This window comes from Novispirillum itersonii subsp. itersonii ATCC 12639 (assembly GCF_000381985.1).
Lineage (GTDB): Bacteria > Pseudomonadota > Alphaproteobacteria > Rhodospirillales > Rhodospirillaceae > Novispirillum > Novispirillum itersonii.
The window spans coordinates 1-14,391 of sequence record NZ_KB907339.1; the positions used below are offsets into that span (position 1 = coordinate 1).

Below are 14,391 nucleotides of genomic sequence, written 5' to 3' on the forward strand. Positions count from 1 at the left end.
ATGCGAAGCTAACCGGTACTAATCGCTCGATAGGCTTGAAGAGCCCGTGCGCAGCGGATAACCCCGCGCACGCCTCAATCCCAGAAATACGATATCCGCACGGACCCTTAATAAACCGTCGTCACAACGCAACGTGCGTTTCGATGACCTGGTGGCAATAGCGCTGTGGAAACACCCGATCCCATCCCGAACTCGGCCGTGAAAACCAGTCGCGCCAATGGTACTTCATCCTAAGATGCGGGAGAGTAGGTAACTGCCAGGTCTTCTAAACGCACGTCACGCAAAACAATAAACGACGCATCGCTTCTCACGAGACGTTCCAGCAGGAACACAAAACCACCCAGACAAAAGCTGGGTGGTTTTGTCATTGGTGCTGTCGCTTTAAAGAGGCTGGTTTCTGTATGGGGGGACACAGGCAAATAGGGAAAGTCCTCTTCTCACGCGAGTCTCTGGAATGAGAAAAGGCCGGAACAGATCGTTCCGGCCTCTTGTCTTATTTCTGAAAGACGCTTTGCCTTAAAGACAGCGTGCCTGAAGGGCCTGCGAGACTTTAGAGGAGGGGGCCCGGCCCAGCGTCTGCGAAATGGCCCACCCGGCCCGCGCCAGCGCGTCCAGATCAATGCCGGTTTCAATGCCGAGCCCATTCAGCATATACACGACGTCTTCAGTTGCCACGTTGCCGCTGGCCCCCTTTGCATAGGGGCATCCCCCCAACCCGGCGACGGAACTGTCAATGACGGACACCCCCAGCTCCAGCACGGCCAGAAGATTAGCCAGTGCCTGCCCCCATGTATCATGGAAGTGAGCTGCCAGCTTTTCCAGCGGGACTTCGGCTGCGACAGCCTCAATCATCCGCCGTGCCTTCAAGGGGGTGCCGGTGCCGATAGTATCGCCCAGAGACACCTCATAGCAGCCCATACGGTACAGGGCTGCTGCGACCTCGGCGACCTTCTCCGGGGCGATCTCGCCTTCATAAGGGCAGCCAAGGACGCAGGAGACATACCCACGGACCCGCCAGCCCCGGGCCTTGGCCCGCTCCATCACCGGGGTGAAGCGGTCGAGGCTTTCAGCGATCGAACAGTTTATGTTCTTTTGCGAGAATGCTTCAGAGGCCGCCCCGAAAATTGCGATTTCCTCGACCCCGACAGCCGCTTCGGCGGCTTCCAGCCCCTTCAGGTTAGGCACCAGAACCGGATAGGAGACCCCGGCCCGGCGCGGGATCCGGGCCAGAACGTCCGGGGTGTCGGCCATCTGCGGTACCCACTTGGGGGAGACGAAGCTGCCGCTTTCCACCACGGGCAATCCGGCGTCGGCCAAGGCGGCGATCAACGCCACCTTAGCTTCGGTCGGGACCACGCCTTTTTCATTCTGCAGGCCGTCACGCGGCCCGACATCGACGATTTTGACGCGGGTGGGCAGGCTCATTGGCTCTCTCCGTCCTCAATCACCAGCAGCGTGACGCCATCGGTGACCTGATCACCGGGGGCGAACGCGACGCTGGCGACAGTTCCGGCCTGCGGGGCAGTGATGGTGTGCTCCATCTTCATCGCTTCCAGTACCATCAGGGCCTGTCCCGCCGAGACGGTGTCCCCTTCCTTCACCAGCACCTGAATGACCTTGCCCGGCATCGGGGCGGTCAGCGATCCGCCGTGTCCGGCATCCTGCCCGGCCCGGGCTGCGGGATCATCCAGCGTCAGGCGATGCTGATGGCCGTTGGCCATGATCACCAGATCCTGACCCAACCGGACCACGGTGGCGCGCTGACGCACGCCATCCAGATCGGCCAGCAGATCGCCATGGCTGTCGCGTTCAGCCTTTGCCTGCACCGCGCCGCCCGGCAGGTCAATCTGCCACCGGCCCGGCCCCCGGTAATGGACCACCACCCTGACCTCGGTATCCCCATCAAGGAATACGAAATCATGGTGATTGTCGTCGTTCAGGCGCCAGCCGTCAGTGGAATGCCACGGGCTGTACGGATCAGCTGAGGCGGCAGCCTGTGCCCGGGCTTCATCTTCGCGCCGCAACAGACTGTCGAGCACCGCATAGGCAAGCTGGGTGTCGCTGGCTTTACCGGGTTCCGGGATCAGGTCAGCGCGGTGGGTGTCGATGAATTTGGTGGAGATTTCCAGTCCGGCAAACGCCGGATGAGCCGCCACCGCTGACAGGAAGGCGATATTGGTTGCCACCCCGACCACCTGATAATCCGCCAGTGCGGTCTGCAGGCGGCGGAGGGCGCTGTCTCGGTCGTGATCCCAGACGATCAGCTTGGCGATCATCGGGTCGTAGTGCATCGACACCGCGTCGCCCTGTAAGACCCCGGTATCCACCCTCACCCCGGCGGTTTCAACCGGCGGGCGCAGGTGGGACAGGGTGCCGATGGAGGGCAGGAACTCTTTCTGCGGGTCTTCAGCATAGACCCGGGCCTCGAACGCATGGCCGCGCGGCACCAGCTGATCCTGCGTCAACGGCAGGGGTTCGCCTGAGGCAACACGGAGCTGCCATTCCACCAGATCCTGTCCGGTGATCATTTCGGTCACCGGATGCTCGACCTGCAGGCGGGTGTTCATTTCGATGAAATAGAACTCTCCGTCCTGATACAGGAACTCCACCGTACCGGCCCCGACATAATCAACCGCCCGGGCTGCGGCAACGGCAGCTTCGCCCAGTTTGTGGCGGACCGCATCAGGCAGGGCGGGAGCCGGAGCCTCTTCGATCACCTTCTGGTGGCGGCGCTGGAGGGAGCAGTCCCGTTCGAACAGATGGACGTAATTGCCGTGGGTATCCCCGAACACCTGCATTTCCACGTGGCGCGGATGGTCGAGATACTTCTCAATCAGCAGGCTGTCATCGCCAAAAGCGGCCTTTGCCTCACGGCGGGCCCCGGCAATGGCGACGGCCAGCTCAGAGGCGGCCCGCACCACGCGCATCCCTTTCCCGCCGCCCCCGGCGGAGGCTTTTACCAGCACTGGATAGCCGATGCGGTCAGCCTCACGGGCCAGCAGGGTATCGTCCTGATCCTGCCCGTGATAGCCGGGCACCAGCGGCACCCCGGCGGGTTCCATCACCCGCTTGGAATCTGATTTCGAGCCCATCACCTCAATCGCCTTCTCCGGCGGACCGATGAACACGATGTTGTTGGCCTTCAGGGCTTCGGCAAAGCGGGCATTTTCCGACAGGAAGCCATAGCCCGGATGGACCGCCTGCGCGCCGCTGGCCTTACAGGCGGCGATGACCTTGTCGATCACCAGATAGCTTTCCGCTGCGGCTGCCGGGCCAAGGCAATAGGCCTCATCCGCCATCTTCACATGCAGGGCGTTGGCATCCGCTTCGGAATAGACGGCGACAGTCTTGATCCCAAGGCGGCGGGCGGTCTTGATAACACGGCAGGCGATTTCGCCACGGTTGGCGATCAGAATCTTGGAAAACATCGGTTTATCCTTCCACCCACGCGGCTTTACGCTTTTCAAGGAAAGCCCCGAGGCCTTCCTGCCCTTCATCGGAAACGCGGATATCGGCAATCCGTCCGGCAGTTTCCTGCAACAGGGCATCGGTGACCGGCTGATCGGTGACAGCATCAATCAGTGACTTGGCAGCGGCCATGGCCCGGGGGCCGTTGGCCAGCAGGGTGGTGATCATGGCTTCCACCGCGCCGTCGAAGCTTTCCTCGTCGGTGACTTCGTGGACCAGACCCAGACGGTGGGCCTCCTGCGCATCAAACCGTTCCGCACTCTGGAAGTAACGGCGGCAGGCCCGGGCCCCCAGTGCCTGCACCACATAGGGGGAGATAGCTGCGGGGATCAGCCCCAGCTTTACTTCCGACAGGCAGAATGAGGCCTTGGGACCGGCGATGGCAATATCGCAGGCGGCAACTAGACCGACCCCGCCGCCAAAAGCCGGGCCATGCACCCGGGCGATCACCGGCTTGGCGCAGGAGTGAATGGCGTGCAGCATCCGCGCCAGCCCGAGGGCATCGGCGAAGTTTTCATCGCGGGTGTAGGCGACCATCCGCTTCATCCAGTTCAGGTCAGCCCCGGCGGAGAAGCTTTTGCCTGCGCCCTGCAACACCACCACCCGCACGGCGGGGTCGGTGGACAGGGTGGTGAAGGTGCCGGTCAGGCGGGCAATCAGCCCGTCATCAAAGGCATTGTGCAGGTCGGCCCGGTTCATGGTGACGCGGCAGACGCCACGCCCGTCGGTTTCGACCAGAAGGGTTTCGGTGCTCATGCTGTGGTCTCCCCCGATCACATCCGGAACACGCCGTAACGGGTTTCCCCGATCGGGGCATTCAGGGCTGCCGACAGGCCAAGGCCCAGTGTCATCCGGGTGGCGGCGGGGTCAACCACCCCGTCATCCCACAGCCGGGCGGAGGCATAGTAGGGGTGGCCCTGTGTTTCGTACTGATCGCGGATCGGGGCTTTGAAGGCTTCCTCTTCCTCAGCCGACCATACCTTGCCCTGAGCGTCCATGGCGTCACGGCGCACGGTTGCCAGCACCCCGGCCGCCTGTTCGCCGCCCATTACCGAGATCCGCCCGTTCGGCCACATCCACAGGAAGCGCGGGCCATAGGCGCGGCCACACATACCGTAGTTTCCGGCCCCGAAGGACCCGCCGATCAGCACCGTAAATTTCGGCACGCTGGCGCAGGAAACGGCGGTGACCATTTTCGCCCCGTCCTTGGCAATGCCACCGGACTCATACTTCCGCCCGACCATAAAGCCGGTGATGTTCTGCAGGAACACCAGTGGAATGCCGCGCTGGTTGCACAACTCGACGAAGTGGGCGCCTTTCTGGGCACTTTCAGAGAACAGGATGCCGTTGTTGGCAACAATGCCGACCGGATAGCCGAAAATACGGGCAAAGCCGGTGACAAGGGTGGTGCCGTACTGGGCCTTGAACTCATCAAACCGCGATCCATCAACGATACGGGCAATGATTTCGCGCACGTCGAACGGTTTGCGGGTATCTTTCGGGATGATGCCGTAGATTTCAGAGGGGTCGTACAGCGGCTCTTCCGGGGTGGCGATGTCAACCTGCGGCCGCTTGGTGCGGTTCAGATTGCCGACGATCCGCCGGGCGATCGACAGGGCGTGGCGGTCATCCTGCGCGTAATGGTCGGTGACGCCGGAGACCTTGCAGTGAACATCGGCCCCGCCAAGATCTTCGGCGGAGACGATTTCTCCGGTGGCGGCTTTCACCAGCGGCGGGCCACCGAGGAAGATGGTGCCCTGATTGCGCACGATCACGCTTTCATCGCACATGGCGGGTACATAGGCCCCGCCGGCGGTGCAGGAGCCCATCACCACGGCGATCTGCGGGATGCCTGCCGCTGACAGGTTGGCCTGATTGTAGAAGATCCGTCCGAAATGGTCCTTATCAGGGAATACTTCATCCTGACGGGGCAGGAAGGCCCCACCGCTGTCGACCAGATAGACGCAGGGCAGATTGTTTTCGCGGGCGATTTCCTGCGCGCGCAGGTGTTTTTTCACCGTCATCGGGTAATAAGTGCCGCCCTTGACGGTGGCGTCGTTGGCGACCACCACGCATTCCGTTCCGTTGATGCGGCCGATGCCGGTGATGACCCCGGCAGCAGGCACGCCACCATCCTCGTACATGCCATGGGCGGCAAGCTGGCTGAATTCAAGAAACGGAGAGCCGACATCCAGCAGCTCACGCACGCGGTCGCGGGGCAGCAGCTTGCCGCGGGCGGTGTGCTTGTCCCGCGCCTTGGCCCCGCCGCCCTGTTTAACGGCGGCCACCACCTGACGCAGGTCATCGACCAGCCCCTGCATGTGGGCTGCGTTGGCCTTAAACTCTTCCGAGCGGGTGTTGATGGATGATTTGAGAACGGTCATCCGTTTCTCTCCCAGAGATCACGTTCCAGAGGAAATCACGTTCCAGAGATCGTGTTATTGTTTTTAACGGTGTCCTGTTGATCCATGCCCCCCCGCCACGCCGGTGGCTTGCGGGGGGGACGACGGAGGATCAGCCCGCTGTGCGGGGCCCGACCGGGCCACCGCTGTCTTTCCAGGCTTTGAAACCACCTTCGAGGTGGCAGACGAAGGGCAGGCCCATGTCCTGCAGGGTTTTGGCCGACAGCGCCGACCGCCACGCCGAGGCGCAGTACAGCAGGAACCGCCGGTCTTCGCCAAACACCGGCTTGAAGTACGGGCTTTCCGGGTCAACCCAGAATTCCAGCATGCCCCGGGGGGCGTGGAACGCACCGGGGATCATCCCGTCGCGTTCCAGCTCCCGCACGTCGCGGATGTCGATGAACACCACGTCGGGGTCACCGAACAGCGCCCGGGCTTCGGCCAGCGGCACGGTCTGCACCTGTGCGTAAGCCTCATCCAGCAGGGCCTTGTAGCCTTTGGTCACAGCCATCGGGGACCCCTCCCTCACCAGCCGCCGTTTTCCAGCCACTCTTCGACCATCCACAGGCGGTCGGCACCCCAGAACATCTCGCCGTCGACAATGGTCATCGGTGCGCCGAAGATGCCGCGCTCCACCGCTTCGGCACAGACGGCCTTCAGCTTGTCTTTCACCGCTTCGTCTTCCAGCGCGGCAGACAGGGCGGCTCGGTCAGCCCCCATCTTTTCTGCAATATCCAGCACGGTGGCCGGGTCGCTGATGTCGCGGTTGCGGGCAAACAGGGCATCAAACACCACGGCGACAAAATCAGCGGCCAAGGCCGGATTCTGCTGCTCCAGCCAGTAATAGGCGCGGGCGGCGGCCTGTGTCGCCAGCGGGAACTTATCCGGCCACGTGAAGTCGATGTCATACAGGCGGGCAAACCGCTCGACATCGTGATTCATGTATCGGGCCTTCATCGGCTGCTTGGTCAGCGGGGCAGAGCCACTTTCCTTGAAGACCACCCCGAGCAGGAAAGGCCGCCACAGCACGGTGCGGTCATGCTCTTCGGCCATGTCAGCGATCTGCATCGCCGCCAGATAGGCGTAGGGGCTGGAAAAGTCGAACCAGAATTCAATCGGGGTTTTTTTCGCCATGGTGCGGTATCCGTCCTGTGGGCGTGTGGGGTCAGATCAGGCTTCGGCGGCGATGGCGCGGGCAATAACCATGCGCTGCACGTCGCTGGTGCCTTCATAGATCTGACAGACGCGGACGTCGCGGTAAATGCGTTCCACCGGATAATCAGCGACATAGCCGTATCCGCCCAGCGTCTGGATTGCCGCCGAGCAGACCTGTTCGGCCATTTCCGAGGCATAAAGCTTGGCCATACAGGCTTCGGTCAGGCACGGTTCCCCGGCGTCGCGCAGGCGGGCGGCTTCCAGCACCAGATGGCGGGCGGCCTCGATCTTCACTTTCATGTCGGCCAGCCGGAACGCCACGGCCTGATGCTCGATGATCGGCTTGCCGAACGTCTTGCGGTCCTTGGCATAGTCACGGGCGAATTCATAGGCGGCACGGGCCATGCCGACGGACTGCATCGCGATACCGATGCGACCGCCTTCCAGATTGGCCAGCGCGATTTTGTAGCCTTCCCCTTCCTGCCCCAGCATCAGACTGTGCGGGATACGCAGATCGTTGAACGCAATCTGGCAGGTGTCAGAGGCATGCTGCCCCAGCTTCTGTTCTACCCGTACCACCTGCCACCCGGGGGTGGCGGTCGGGACGATAAAGGCCGAAATACCTTTCTTGCCCGCTGCCGGATCGGTGACGGCAAAAACAATGGCGACATCGGCGTTCTGGCCGGATGTGATGAACATTTTGGTGCCGTTCAGCACCCAGTGGTCGCCGTCGCGGACCGCCCGGGTTTTCAGGTCGGCTGCATCGGACCCGGCCTGCGGTTCGGTCAGGCAGAAGGCCCCCAGCATGGTTCCGGCGGCAAGGGGCTTCAGCCACTGCTCTTTCTGGGCATCGGTGCCGAACTTCAGGATCGGCATGCAGCCGACAGAATTATGCACACTCATGATGGTGGAGACGGCGCCGCATCCGGCGGCGATCTCTTCCAGCGCCAGGGCGTAGGAGACGTTGTCCATTCCGGCGCCGCCCCATTCTTCCGGCACCACCATCCCCATGAAACCAAGCTCGCCAAGCTGGGCGACGGCTTCTTTCGGGAAGCGGTGTTCACGGTCCCATGCCTCGGCATGGGGGGCGAGTTCGGCCTGCGCGAAGGCACGGGCTGTCTCCCGCACCATCAGATGCTGTTCATCGAGATGCATTGGTCCTCCACCAGATTTTGATGCCGTTATCAGCCCTTAACGGGCCGGGCGGCGTTTTCTTGGGTCCATCCCCGGCCCGTGACAGGGCCGGAGAACCGGATACGCAGCAAAAAAACAGAACCAAAAGACCGGAGGAGGAAAAGGACGGGCCTCAGGCCCGGGCTTCAAAGTCCCCGGTTTCTTCATTCAGGGCATACAGAACACCGGCCTTCATATCGAACCACCAGCCGTGCAGGCGGAGATATCCCGAGGCTTCGGCGGTCTGTACGAAGGGAAAGGTGCGCAGGTTGGCCAGAGACCGCTTCAGCGACTCCTTGCTCACCACGTCGGGGTCGGCGTCGGTGGCGCATTCCCCCATCAGCGACATCCACGGGTTGATGAAGGTCCGGTCGGCGACATCGCCGTTCTGGGCTGCCACCAGCGCTTTGACACCGCCGCAGTTGGAATGGGAGAGGACAACCGCGTCAGAGACCTTCAGGTCGCGCACCGCATATTCCAGCGCCGCTGAAGTGCCGTGATAGCGGCCATCGTTTTCAAACGGCGGCACCAGCGCGGCAACGTTGCGGACCACAAACAGCTCGCCCGGTTCGGCATTGGTCAGAATGGCCGGATCAACACGGCTGTCAGAGCAGGCGATCAGCACGACTTCCGGGCTCTGCGACCCTTCCACCAGTGTCATCACCCGTTCCGGGCGCTGTTCGTAATAAGCGGCCTTGAAGCTGCGGAATCCGGCAATCATCCGGTCAATGGTCTTCAACACGCTTCTCTCTCCGTCAGAACCAGAAAACGGCCGTACAGTAACCGTTTTCCGCTCCGCAGCATAGCGCCCCGGTCCGGTGCGGGCCGGGCCGGGGCAGGCCGTTGATTATCCCACAACTTCCAGCGCGACGGCGGTGGCTTCGCCGCCGCCGATGCACAGCGATGCCACGCCGCGCTTCAGGCCGTTCTGCTTCAGGGCGTTGATCAGGGTCACCAGAATCCGGGCCCCGGAGGCACCGATCGGGTGGCCCAGCGCGCAGGCCCCGCCGTAGATGTTGACGGTGTCATGGGCCAGCTTCAGGTCGTGCATGGCGACCATGGTCACCACGGCGAAGGCTTCGTTGATTTCCCACAGGTCGACGTCCGCGGTGGTCCAGCCGGCTTTGGCCAGCACCTTCTGGATTGATCCGACCGGCGCCGTGGTGAACCAGCGCGGCTCACGGGCGTCCGTCGCATGGCCGGTGATCACCGCCAGCGGTGTCAGGCCACGCTTTTCAGCCTCCGAGCGGCGCATCATCACCAGCGCTGCCGCCCCGTCGGAAATCGACGAGGAATTGGCGGCGGTGACGGTGCCATCCTTGCGGAAGGCAGGCTTCAGGGTCGGGATCTTGTCAAGTCTGGCATTGCGCGGCTGTTCGTCGGTGCTGATCACCACATCCCCCTTGCGGGAGGACACGGTGACAGCCTCGATCTCGGCGGCGGCAGCGCCGGAGGCGGTGGCCTTCTGGGCCCGCTCAAGGCTGGCGATGGCAAAGGCGTCCTGCTGTTCCCGGGTGAAACCGTAGTGGGCGGCGGTGTCCTCGGCAAAAGTGCCCATCAGGCGGCCCTTATCATAGGCGTCTTCCAGACCGTCGAGGAACATATGGTCCAGCACCGCGCCGTGCCCCATGCGGTATCCACCGCGGGCCTTATCCAGCAGGTACGGGGCATTGCTCATGCTTTCCATGCCCCCTGCGACCATGACGCTGGCAGACCCGGCCAGCAGCATGTCGTGGGCGAACATGGCTGCCCGCATCCCGGAGCCGCACATTTTGTTGATGGTGGTGCAGCCGGCGGCATCATGCACCCCGGCCCCGCGTGAGGCCTGCCGTGCCGGGGCCTGCCCCTGACCGGCGGGCAGCACGCAGCCCATCACCACTTCATCGACCGCATCGGCAGACACCCCGGCCCGGGACAGGGCAGCGCGGATCGCCGTGCTGCCCAGCTCCGGACAGCGCAGGGATGACAGTTCCCCCTGAAAGCCGCCCATCGGGGTGCGGGCGGCGCCGACGATCACAATCGGATCAGAAACGCTCATGGTTACAGTCCTTCAGTCTCGGTGCAGCGGCAGGGATCAGGCGGTTTCGGCGAACAGCTCGCGGCCGATCAGCATGCGGCGGATTTCGCTGGTCCCGGCACCGATTTCATACAGCTTGGCGTCGCGGAGCAGGCGGCCGGTGGCGTATTCGTTGATGTAGCCGTTTCCGCCAAGGGTCTGGATCGCCTCCAGCGCCATCCACGTGGCTTTTTCGGCAGCGTAGAGGATCACCCCGGCAGCATCCTTTCGGGTGGTCTCGCCACGGTCGCAGGCTTTGGCGACAGTAAAGACGTAGGACCGGCAGGCGTTCATGGTGGTGTACATGTCAGCGATCTTGCCCTGCATCAGCTGGAACTCGCCGATTGCCTGCCCGAACTGTTTGCGTTCGTGGATGTAGGGTACGACGATATCCATGCAGGCCATCATGATCCCGGTCGGCCCGGCGGCCAGCACGGCGCGTTCGTAATCAAGGCCGGACATCAGCACGCGCACGCCACCGTTGACCGCACCCAGCACGTTTTCTTCCGGCACTTCGCAGTCTTCAAACACCAGTTCGCAGGTGTTGGAGCCGCGCATCCCCAGCTTGTCGAGCTTCTGGGCCGTCGAAAAGCCCTTGAAGCCCTTTTCGATCAGGAAGGCGGTGATGCCTTTCGGCCCGGCAGCGACGTCAGTCTTGGCGTAGACCACCAGCGTGTCGGCATCCGGGCCGTTGGTGATCCACATCTTGTTGCCGTTGAGGACGTAGCGGTCACCCTTCTTTTCAGCGCGCAGCTTCATCGACACAACGTCAGAGCCGGAACCGGGTTCCGACATCGCCAGCGCGCCGACATGTTCGCCGGAAATCAGCTTCGGCAGATAGCGCTTCTTCTGTTCGGCGGTTCCGTTCCGGCGGATCTGGTTGACGCACAGGTTAGAGTGCGCACCGTAGGACAGGCCGACCGAGGCCGAGGCGCGGGAGATTTCCTCCATCGCCACCACATGCTCCAGATAGCCGAGACCGGCGCCGCCGTATTCCTCTTCCACGGTGATGCCCAGCACCCCAAGCTCACCGAACTTACGCCACAGATCCATCGGGAACTGGTTGGTACGGTCAATGTCGGCAGCCCGCGGGGCGATCTCGGCTTCCGAGAACTTCCGGACCGAGTCGCGGATCATATCGGCGGAGTCACCCAGATCAAAATTCAGGCTCGGGAAAGTCATGGCTGTGCGGTCCCTGTTCTGGATGCCGTCCGGGCCTGCGGGCCGGGCGGCGGCGTTTCCTGATGGGGCAGCGGTGTGGGGCAGGGTTGATCTGCCTTCTTGATGGTCAGCTGCTCCGATGGCGGCTATCGTACTTTCCGTTTACGTAAACGTCAATGATGCCTGAGCGGGTCCCTGTATTTTCTCGGGCCCGTTGCCGGTGGGGACGATGGCCGATGGCCGGGGGCTGTGGTATCTGTGGGCAGGACGCAGCGCAGGGGCGGGCGGGAGGTTTCTGTTTTCTGCCTTCTGCCAGTTGCCCGTGAAACGGCAGTGCGGTAACAGGGGGTTAACCCTGGACGGCTAGAATGCTCGTGGCTTATCAGGGGCAATCAGGACGGGAGCAGGCACACAGTGGAAACAGAAGGCAGGGCTCGGCTCAATACCGCGGTGCTGGTGGTCGGTGACAGCGAGGGCGACGGCCCGCTGCTGCGCCTTATTCCGCCGCCGCTGCGCGGAATGATCCGGGGCACGCAGAACCGGATTGAGACGCAGCGTATCAACCGCCTGCTGCGCGTTGCCACACAGTTTTATCCGCTGTTGCAGCGCCTTGAGGATAAGGCGGTCGCCGATCAGGAAAAGCGTCTGGTCGGGGTCAGCTTTGATGATGCGCTTAACTCTGACGAAGCCATCGAGCGGGCGCTGCGGCTGTTTGTTTCGGCCTGGAAGTCGAATATCTTCCGCCTGCTTGACGATCAGGGCAAGGCGATTCCGCCGGAGAAGGTGAAGACCGCGATGGGGGCCTGCGGCCTGACGGTCGAGCAGGGGATGGGCTATTTCGTCAATCTGGCCCTGATGCAGATTTTTGCCTCCAACCCCAAGGTACAGCGGCGGATAATGGGGGCGATCACTGACCCGCAGCTGTTGCCGAAGGTCCGGTTGCTGTCGCATTTTGATGCGCTGGCCCTGACCGAACTGACCATGGGCTTTGGCAGTTCCATGGGACAGATCCTCGGCAGCCTTGAAAACGACCAGCTTTATGCACTGGCGACGCTGAAGGCCTTTCACCTCCGGGCCCTGCGACAGGTGTTCCGCGCCGGATTCAAGAATATCGTCAAATGGGATCCGGGCGTGATCCGGTCGATCGGGACCACCTTCACCTGTGTCGAACAGATGCTTGATCTGGGTGAAGCCCTGGGTGTGGTCACCAGTGCGGAGTCGATGGCCGCGATCGGAACGTGGGAAATCCGCGATATCACCGACCGGATCAACGAAGAGCGCGCGGCCCGGGGCGAACCCAAGGTCGCGGGCAACCGATTCGAAACCGATATTGCGGCTGCCGACAAGATTTTCGGCTCCTATTTCACCTCTCTGATGTCAGAGCCGCCGGATATCATTGAGGGGATCGGCAAGGTCGTCGCCGACATCCGCCGGGCGGAAAAAGTGGACCGCAAGCACCGCATCGACGAGGTCCGTCTGTTTCTTGACCGCTATCTGGAATTCATGAGCCCGGATGTGTTCCGGGCGCTGGGACTGTCCGGGTCCCGTCCGGGCAGCTTCGGGCAGGCCCTGTTTATCTGCGAAGGCCTGTTCTCCAAGCCGGGGGTGGGGCGTAAGTTCTTCGAAGAGGCCCTGAAGACCCCGGAAGGGGTGCGGGCCCTGAACAACCTGCGAAAGGATGTCGAGGATATGCGCCGCGGCGGCCAGCTGAAGGCGGAGCCGGAAATCCGGACGTTGGTGCAGAACTCGGATATGCTTGATAAGCATATCGTGCAGTACATTAAATTCCGCTGAGTTTTTGCCGCATTGCGGCGCACGTGCCCTGAAAAACAACACCTGTTGCCACGCTTTCGCCACCATGGCAGAAGATCATAAGGTCATCCCGTAAGGGCCAGCGTCCCGCAGGGGACTTAAAGCGGCAGGATTGAGGAAGGTGCCGCGCTGATCCGGGATCACCCGGGGGGAAACCCCCGGATCTCTCTGCGGTTTCAAGGGCCGTGGGCGGGGGTTCCGTAACCAATAACCACTGCGGACATTTTTCCGCGAAAGGACATTATGACTCGTCGTGTTCGTAAGGCGGTGTTCCCTGTCGCCGGTCTGGGGACGCGCTTCCTGCCCGCCACCAAGCTGGTGGCCAAGGAAATGCTGCCGGTCGTCGACAAGCCGCTGATCCAGTACGCGGTGGAAGAGGCGCGTAAGGCTGGTATCGAATACTGCATCTTTGTCACCGGCCGCGGGAAGGCTGTGCTGGTTGACCATTTTGACCATGCGCCGGAACTGGAAAGCCTGCTGCGTGAACGCGGCAAGAAAGAGCCGCTGGACGGGCTGCTGGGCGGCCTGCCGGAACCCGGCACCATCGTCTCCACCCGCCAGCAGGAGCCGCTGGGTCTGGGCCATGCGGTGTGGTGCGCCCGTTCCTTCGTCGGCGACGAGCCGTTTGCCGTCATCCTGCCGGACGATCTGGTGATGGCTGACCGCCCGTGTATCGGCCAGCTGATCGAAGCGTGGCAGGATATCGGCGGCGGCAACGTGCTGGCGGTGGAAGAAGTGCCGCACGACAAGACCGACAAGTACGGCATCCTCGACATTGAGTCTGACAATGGCCGTCTGGCCGTTGCCAAGGGCATGGTTGAAAAGCCGAAGCCGGAAAACGCCCCGTCCAATCTGGCAGTGATCGGCCGGTATGTGCTCGATCCGCTGGTCATGCGCACGCTGGAAAACACCCCGAAGGGGGCCGGTGGCGAAATTCAGCTGACCGATGCCATCGCCGCCACCATCGGCAAGGTGCCGCTGCATGGCTACCGCTTTGACGGCACCCGTTTTGACTGCGGCGACAAGGTCGGCTTTATCGAAGCCAACATCGCTTTCGGTCTGCAGCGGTCTTCGATGCGCGGTCGCCTGACCGAGGTCATCAAAGACTACTCGACCAAGCTGTAAAGAGGACAGGGCCCGGTCCGGTGTGCTATAGCACCCGGG

Annotated in this window: 12 protein-coding genes and 1 rRNA gene; 3 read left to right on the forward strand and 10 right to left on the reverse strand. The window is 62.6% G+C overall.

Features of this window, described 5'->3' with window-relative positions; translation table 11 throughout:
• Positions 1–147: 147 nt before the first annotated feature.
• Positions 148–262 (forward strand): 5S ribosomal RNA (gene rrf, locus G365_RS0105760).
• A gap of 254 nt (positions 263–516) precedes the next feature.
• On the opposite strand, the gene G365_RS0105765 is transcribed toward rrf, so the two are convergent.
• The 10 genes from G365_RS0105765 to G365_RS0105810 form a co-directional block, all read right to left on the reverse strand.
• A complete protein-coding gene (locus tag G365_RS0105765; protein ID WP_019644556.1) occupies positions 517–1,425 on the reverse strand; it encodes a hydroxymethylglutaryl-CoA lyase in 909 nt (302 codons plus the stop codon).
• A complete protein-coding gene (locus G365_RS0105770; protein WP_019644557.1) occupies positions 1,422–3,428 on the reverse strand; it encodes an acetyl-CoA carboxylase biotin carboxylase subunit in 2,007 nt (668 codons plus the stop codon). Before G365_RS0105770 ends, G365_RS0105765 begins: the two co-directional genes overlap by 4 nt.
• A 4-nt stretch (positions 3,429–3,432) precedes the next feature.
• On the reverse strand, positions 3,433–4,224 hold the full coding sequence (locus G365_RS0105775) for an enoyl-CoA hydratase/isomerase family protein (RefSeq protein ID WP_019644558.1): 792 nt from the start codon (positions 4,222–4,224) through the stop codon (positions 3,433–3,435).
• 17 nt (positions 4,225–4,241) lie between these two features.
• The gene (locus G365_RS0105780) at positions 4,242–5,852 is read right to left on the reverse strand and encodes a carboxyl transferase domain-containing protein (protein WP_019644559.1); all 1,611 of its coding nucleotides are present in this window, start codon (positions 5,850–5,852) and stop codon (positions 4,242–4,244) included.
• Between the two features lie 130 nt (positions 5,853–5,982).
• Positions 5,983–6,381 carry a rhodanese-like domain-containing protein gene (locus G365_RS0105785; RefSeq protein WP_019644560.1) on the reverse strand — a complete coding sequence of 133 codons (399 nt, stop codon included), beginning with the start codon at positions 6,379–6,381 and terminating at the stop codon, positions 5,983–5,985.
• A gap of 14 nt (positions 6,382–6,395) precedes the next feature.
• Entirely contained in the window at positions 6,396–7,004 is a 609-nt protein-coding gene (locus G365_RS0105790; RefSeq protein WP_019644561.1) for a 2-hydroxychromene-2-carboxylate isomerase, read from the reverse strand.
• A 36-nt stretch (positions 7,005–7,040) separates the two neighbouring features.
• Positions 7,041–8,180: an acyl-CoA dehydrogenase gene (locus G365_RS0105795; RefSeq protein WP_019644562.1), complete on the reverse strand. Its 1,140-nt coding sequence runs from the start codon at positions 8,178–8,180 to the stop codon at positions 7,041–7,043.
• A gap of 151 nt (positions 8,181–8,331) precedes the next feature.
• On the reverse strand, positions 8,332–8,940 hold the full coding sequence (locus G365_RS0105800) for a carbonic anhydrase (protein WP_019644563.1): 609 nt from the start codon (positions 8,938–8,940) through the stop codon (positions 8,332–8,334).
• Positions 8,941–9,045: 105 nt separating this feature from the next.
• On the reverse strand, positions 9,046–10,236 hold the full coding sequence (locus G365_RS0105805; RefSeq protein WP_019644564.1) for an acetyl-CoA C-acyltransferase: 1,191 nt from the start codon (positions 10,234–10,236) through the stop codon (positions 9,046–9,048).
• Between the two features lie 36 nt (positions 10,237–10,272).
• Positions 10,273–11,436 carry an isovaleryl-CoA dehydrogenase gene (locus G365_RS0105810; RefSeq protein ID WP_019644565.1) on the reverse strand — a complete coding sequence of 388 codons (1,164 nt, stop codon included), beginning with the start codon at positions 11,434–11,436 and terminating at the stop codon, positions 10,273–10,275.
• Positions 11,437–11,829: 393 nt separating this feature from the next.
• On the opposite strand from G365_RS0105810, the gene G365_RS0105815 reads away from it, so the two are divergent.
• Together G365_RS0105815 and G365_RS0105820 are read left to right on the forward strand one after the other, a co-directional pair.
• Positions 11,830–13,209 (forward strand): hypothetical protein, encoded by a 1,380-nt coding sequence (locus G365_RS0105815; RefSeq protein WP_026345129.1) that lies wholly within the window; start codon positions 11,830–11,832, stop codon positions 13,207–13,209.
• A gap of 261 nt (positions 13,210–13,470) precedes the next feature.
• A complete protein-coding gene (locus G365_RS0105820) occupies positions 13,471–14,352 on the forward strand; it encodes a UTP--glucose-1-phosphate uridylyltransferase (protein WP_026345130.1) in 882 nt (293 codons plus the stop codon).
• The last annotated feature ends 39 nt before the right edge of the window (positions 14,353–14,391 follow it).

Bases quoted from the DNA above. Each gene is read 5' to 3' on its own strand.
- G365_RS0105805 (WP_019644564.1), bottom strand. From the start codon at position 10,236: ATGAGCGTTTCTGATCCGATTGTGATCGTCGGCGCCGCCCGCACCCCG.
- G365_RS0105765 (WP_019644556.1), bottom strand. From the start codon at position 1,425: ATGAGCCTGCCCACCCGCGTCAAAATCGTCGATGTCGGGCCGCGTGAC.
- G365_RS0105810 (WP_019644565.1), bottom strand. From the start codon at position 11,436: ATGACTTTCCCGAGCCTGAATTTTGATCTGGGTGACTCCGCCGATATG.
- G365_RS0105795 (WP_019644562.1), bottom strand. From the start codon at position 8,180: ATGCATCTCGATGAACAGCATCTGATGGTGCGGGAGACAGCCCGTGCC.
- G365_RS0105770 (WP_019644557.1), bottom strand. From the start codon at position 3,428: ATGTTTTCCAAGATTCTGATCGCCAACCGTGGCGAAATCGCCTGCCGT.
- G365_RS0105780 (WP_019644559.1), bottom strand. From the start codon at position 5,852: ATGACCGTTCTCAAATCATCCATCAACACCCGCTCGGAAGAGTTTAAG.
- G365_RS0105785 (WP_019644560.1), bottom strand. From the start codon at position 6,381: ATGGCTGTGACCAAAGGCTACAAGGCCCTGCTGGATGAGGCTTACGCA.
- G365_RS0105775 (WP_019644558.1), bottom strand. From the start codon at position 4,224: ATGAGCACCGAAACCCTTCTGGTCGAAACCGACGGGCGTGGCGTCTGC.
- G365_RS0105790 (WP_019644561.1), bottom strand. From the start codon at position 7,004: ATGGCGAAAAAAACCCCGATTGAATTCTGGTTCGACTTTTCCAGCCCC.
- G365_RS0105820 (WP_026345130.1), top strand. From the start codon at position 13,471: ATGACTCGTCGTGTTCGTAAGGCGGTGTTCCCTGTCGCCGGTCTGGGG.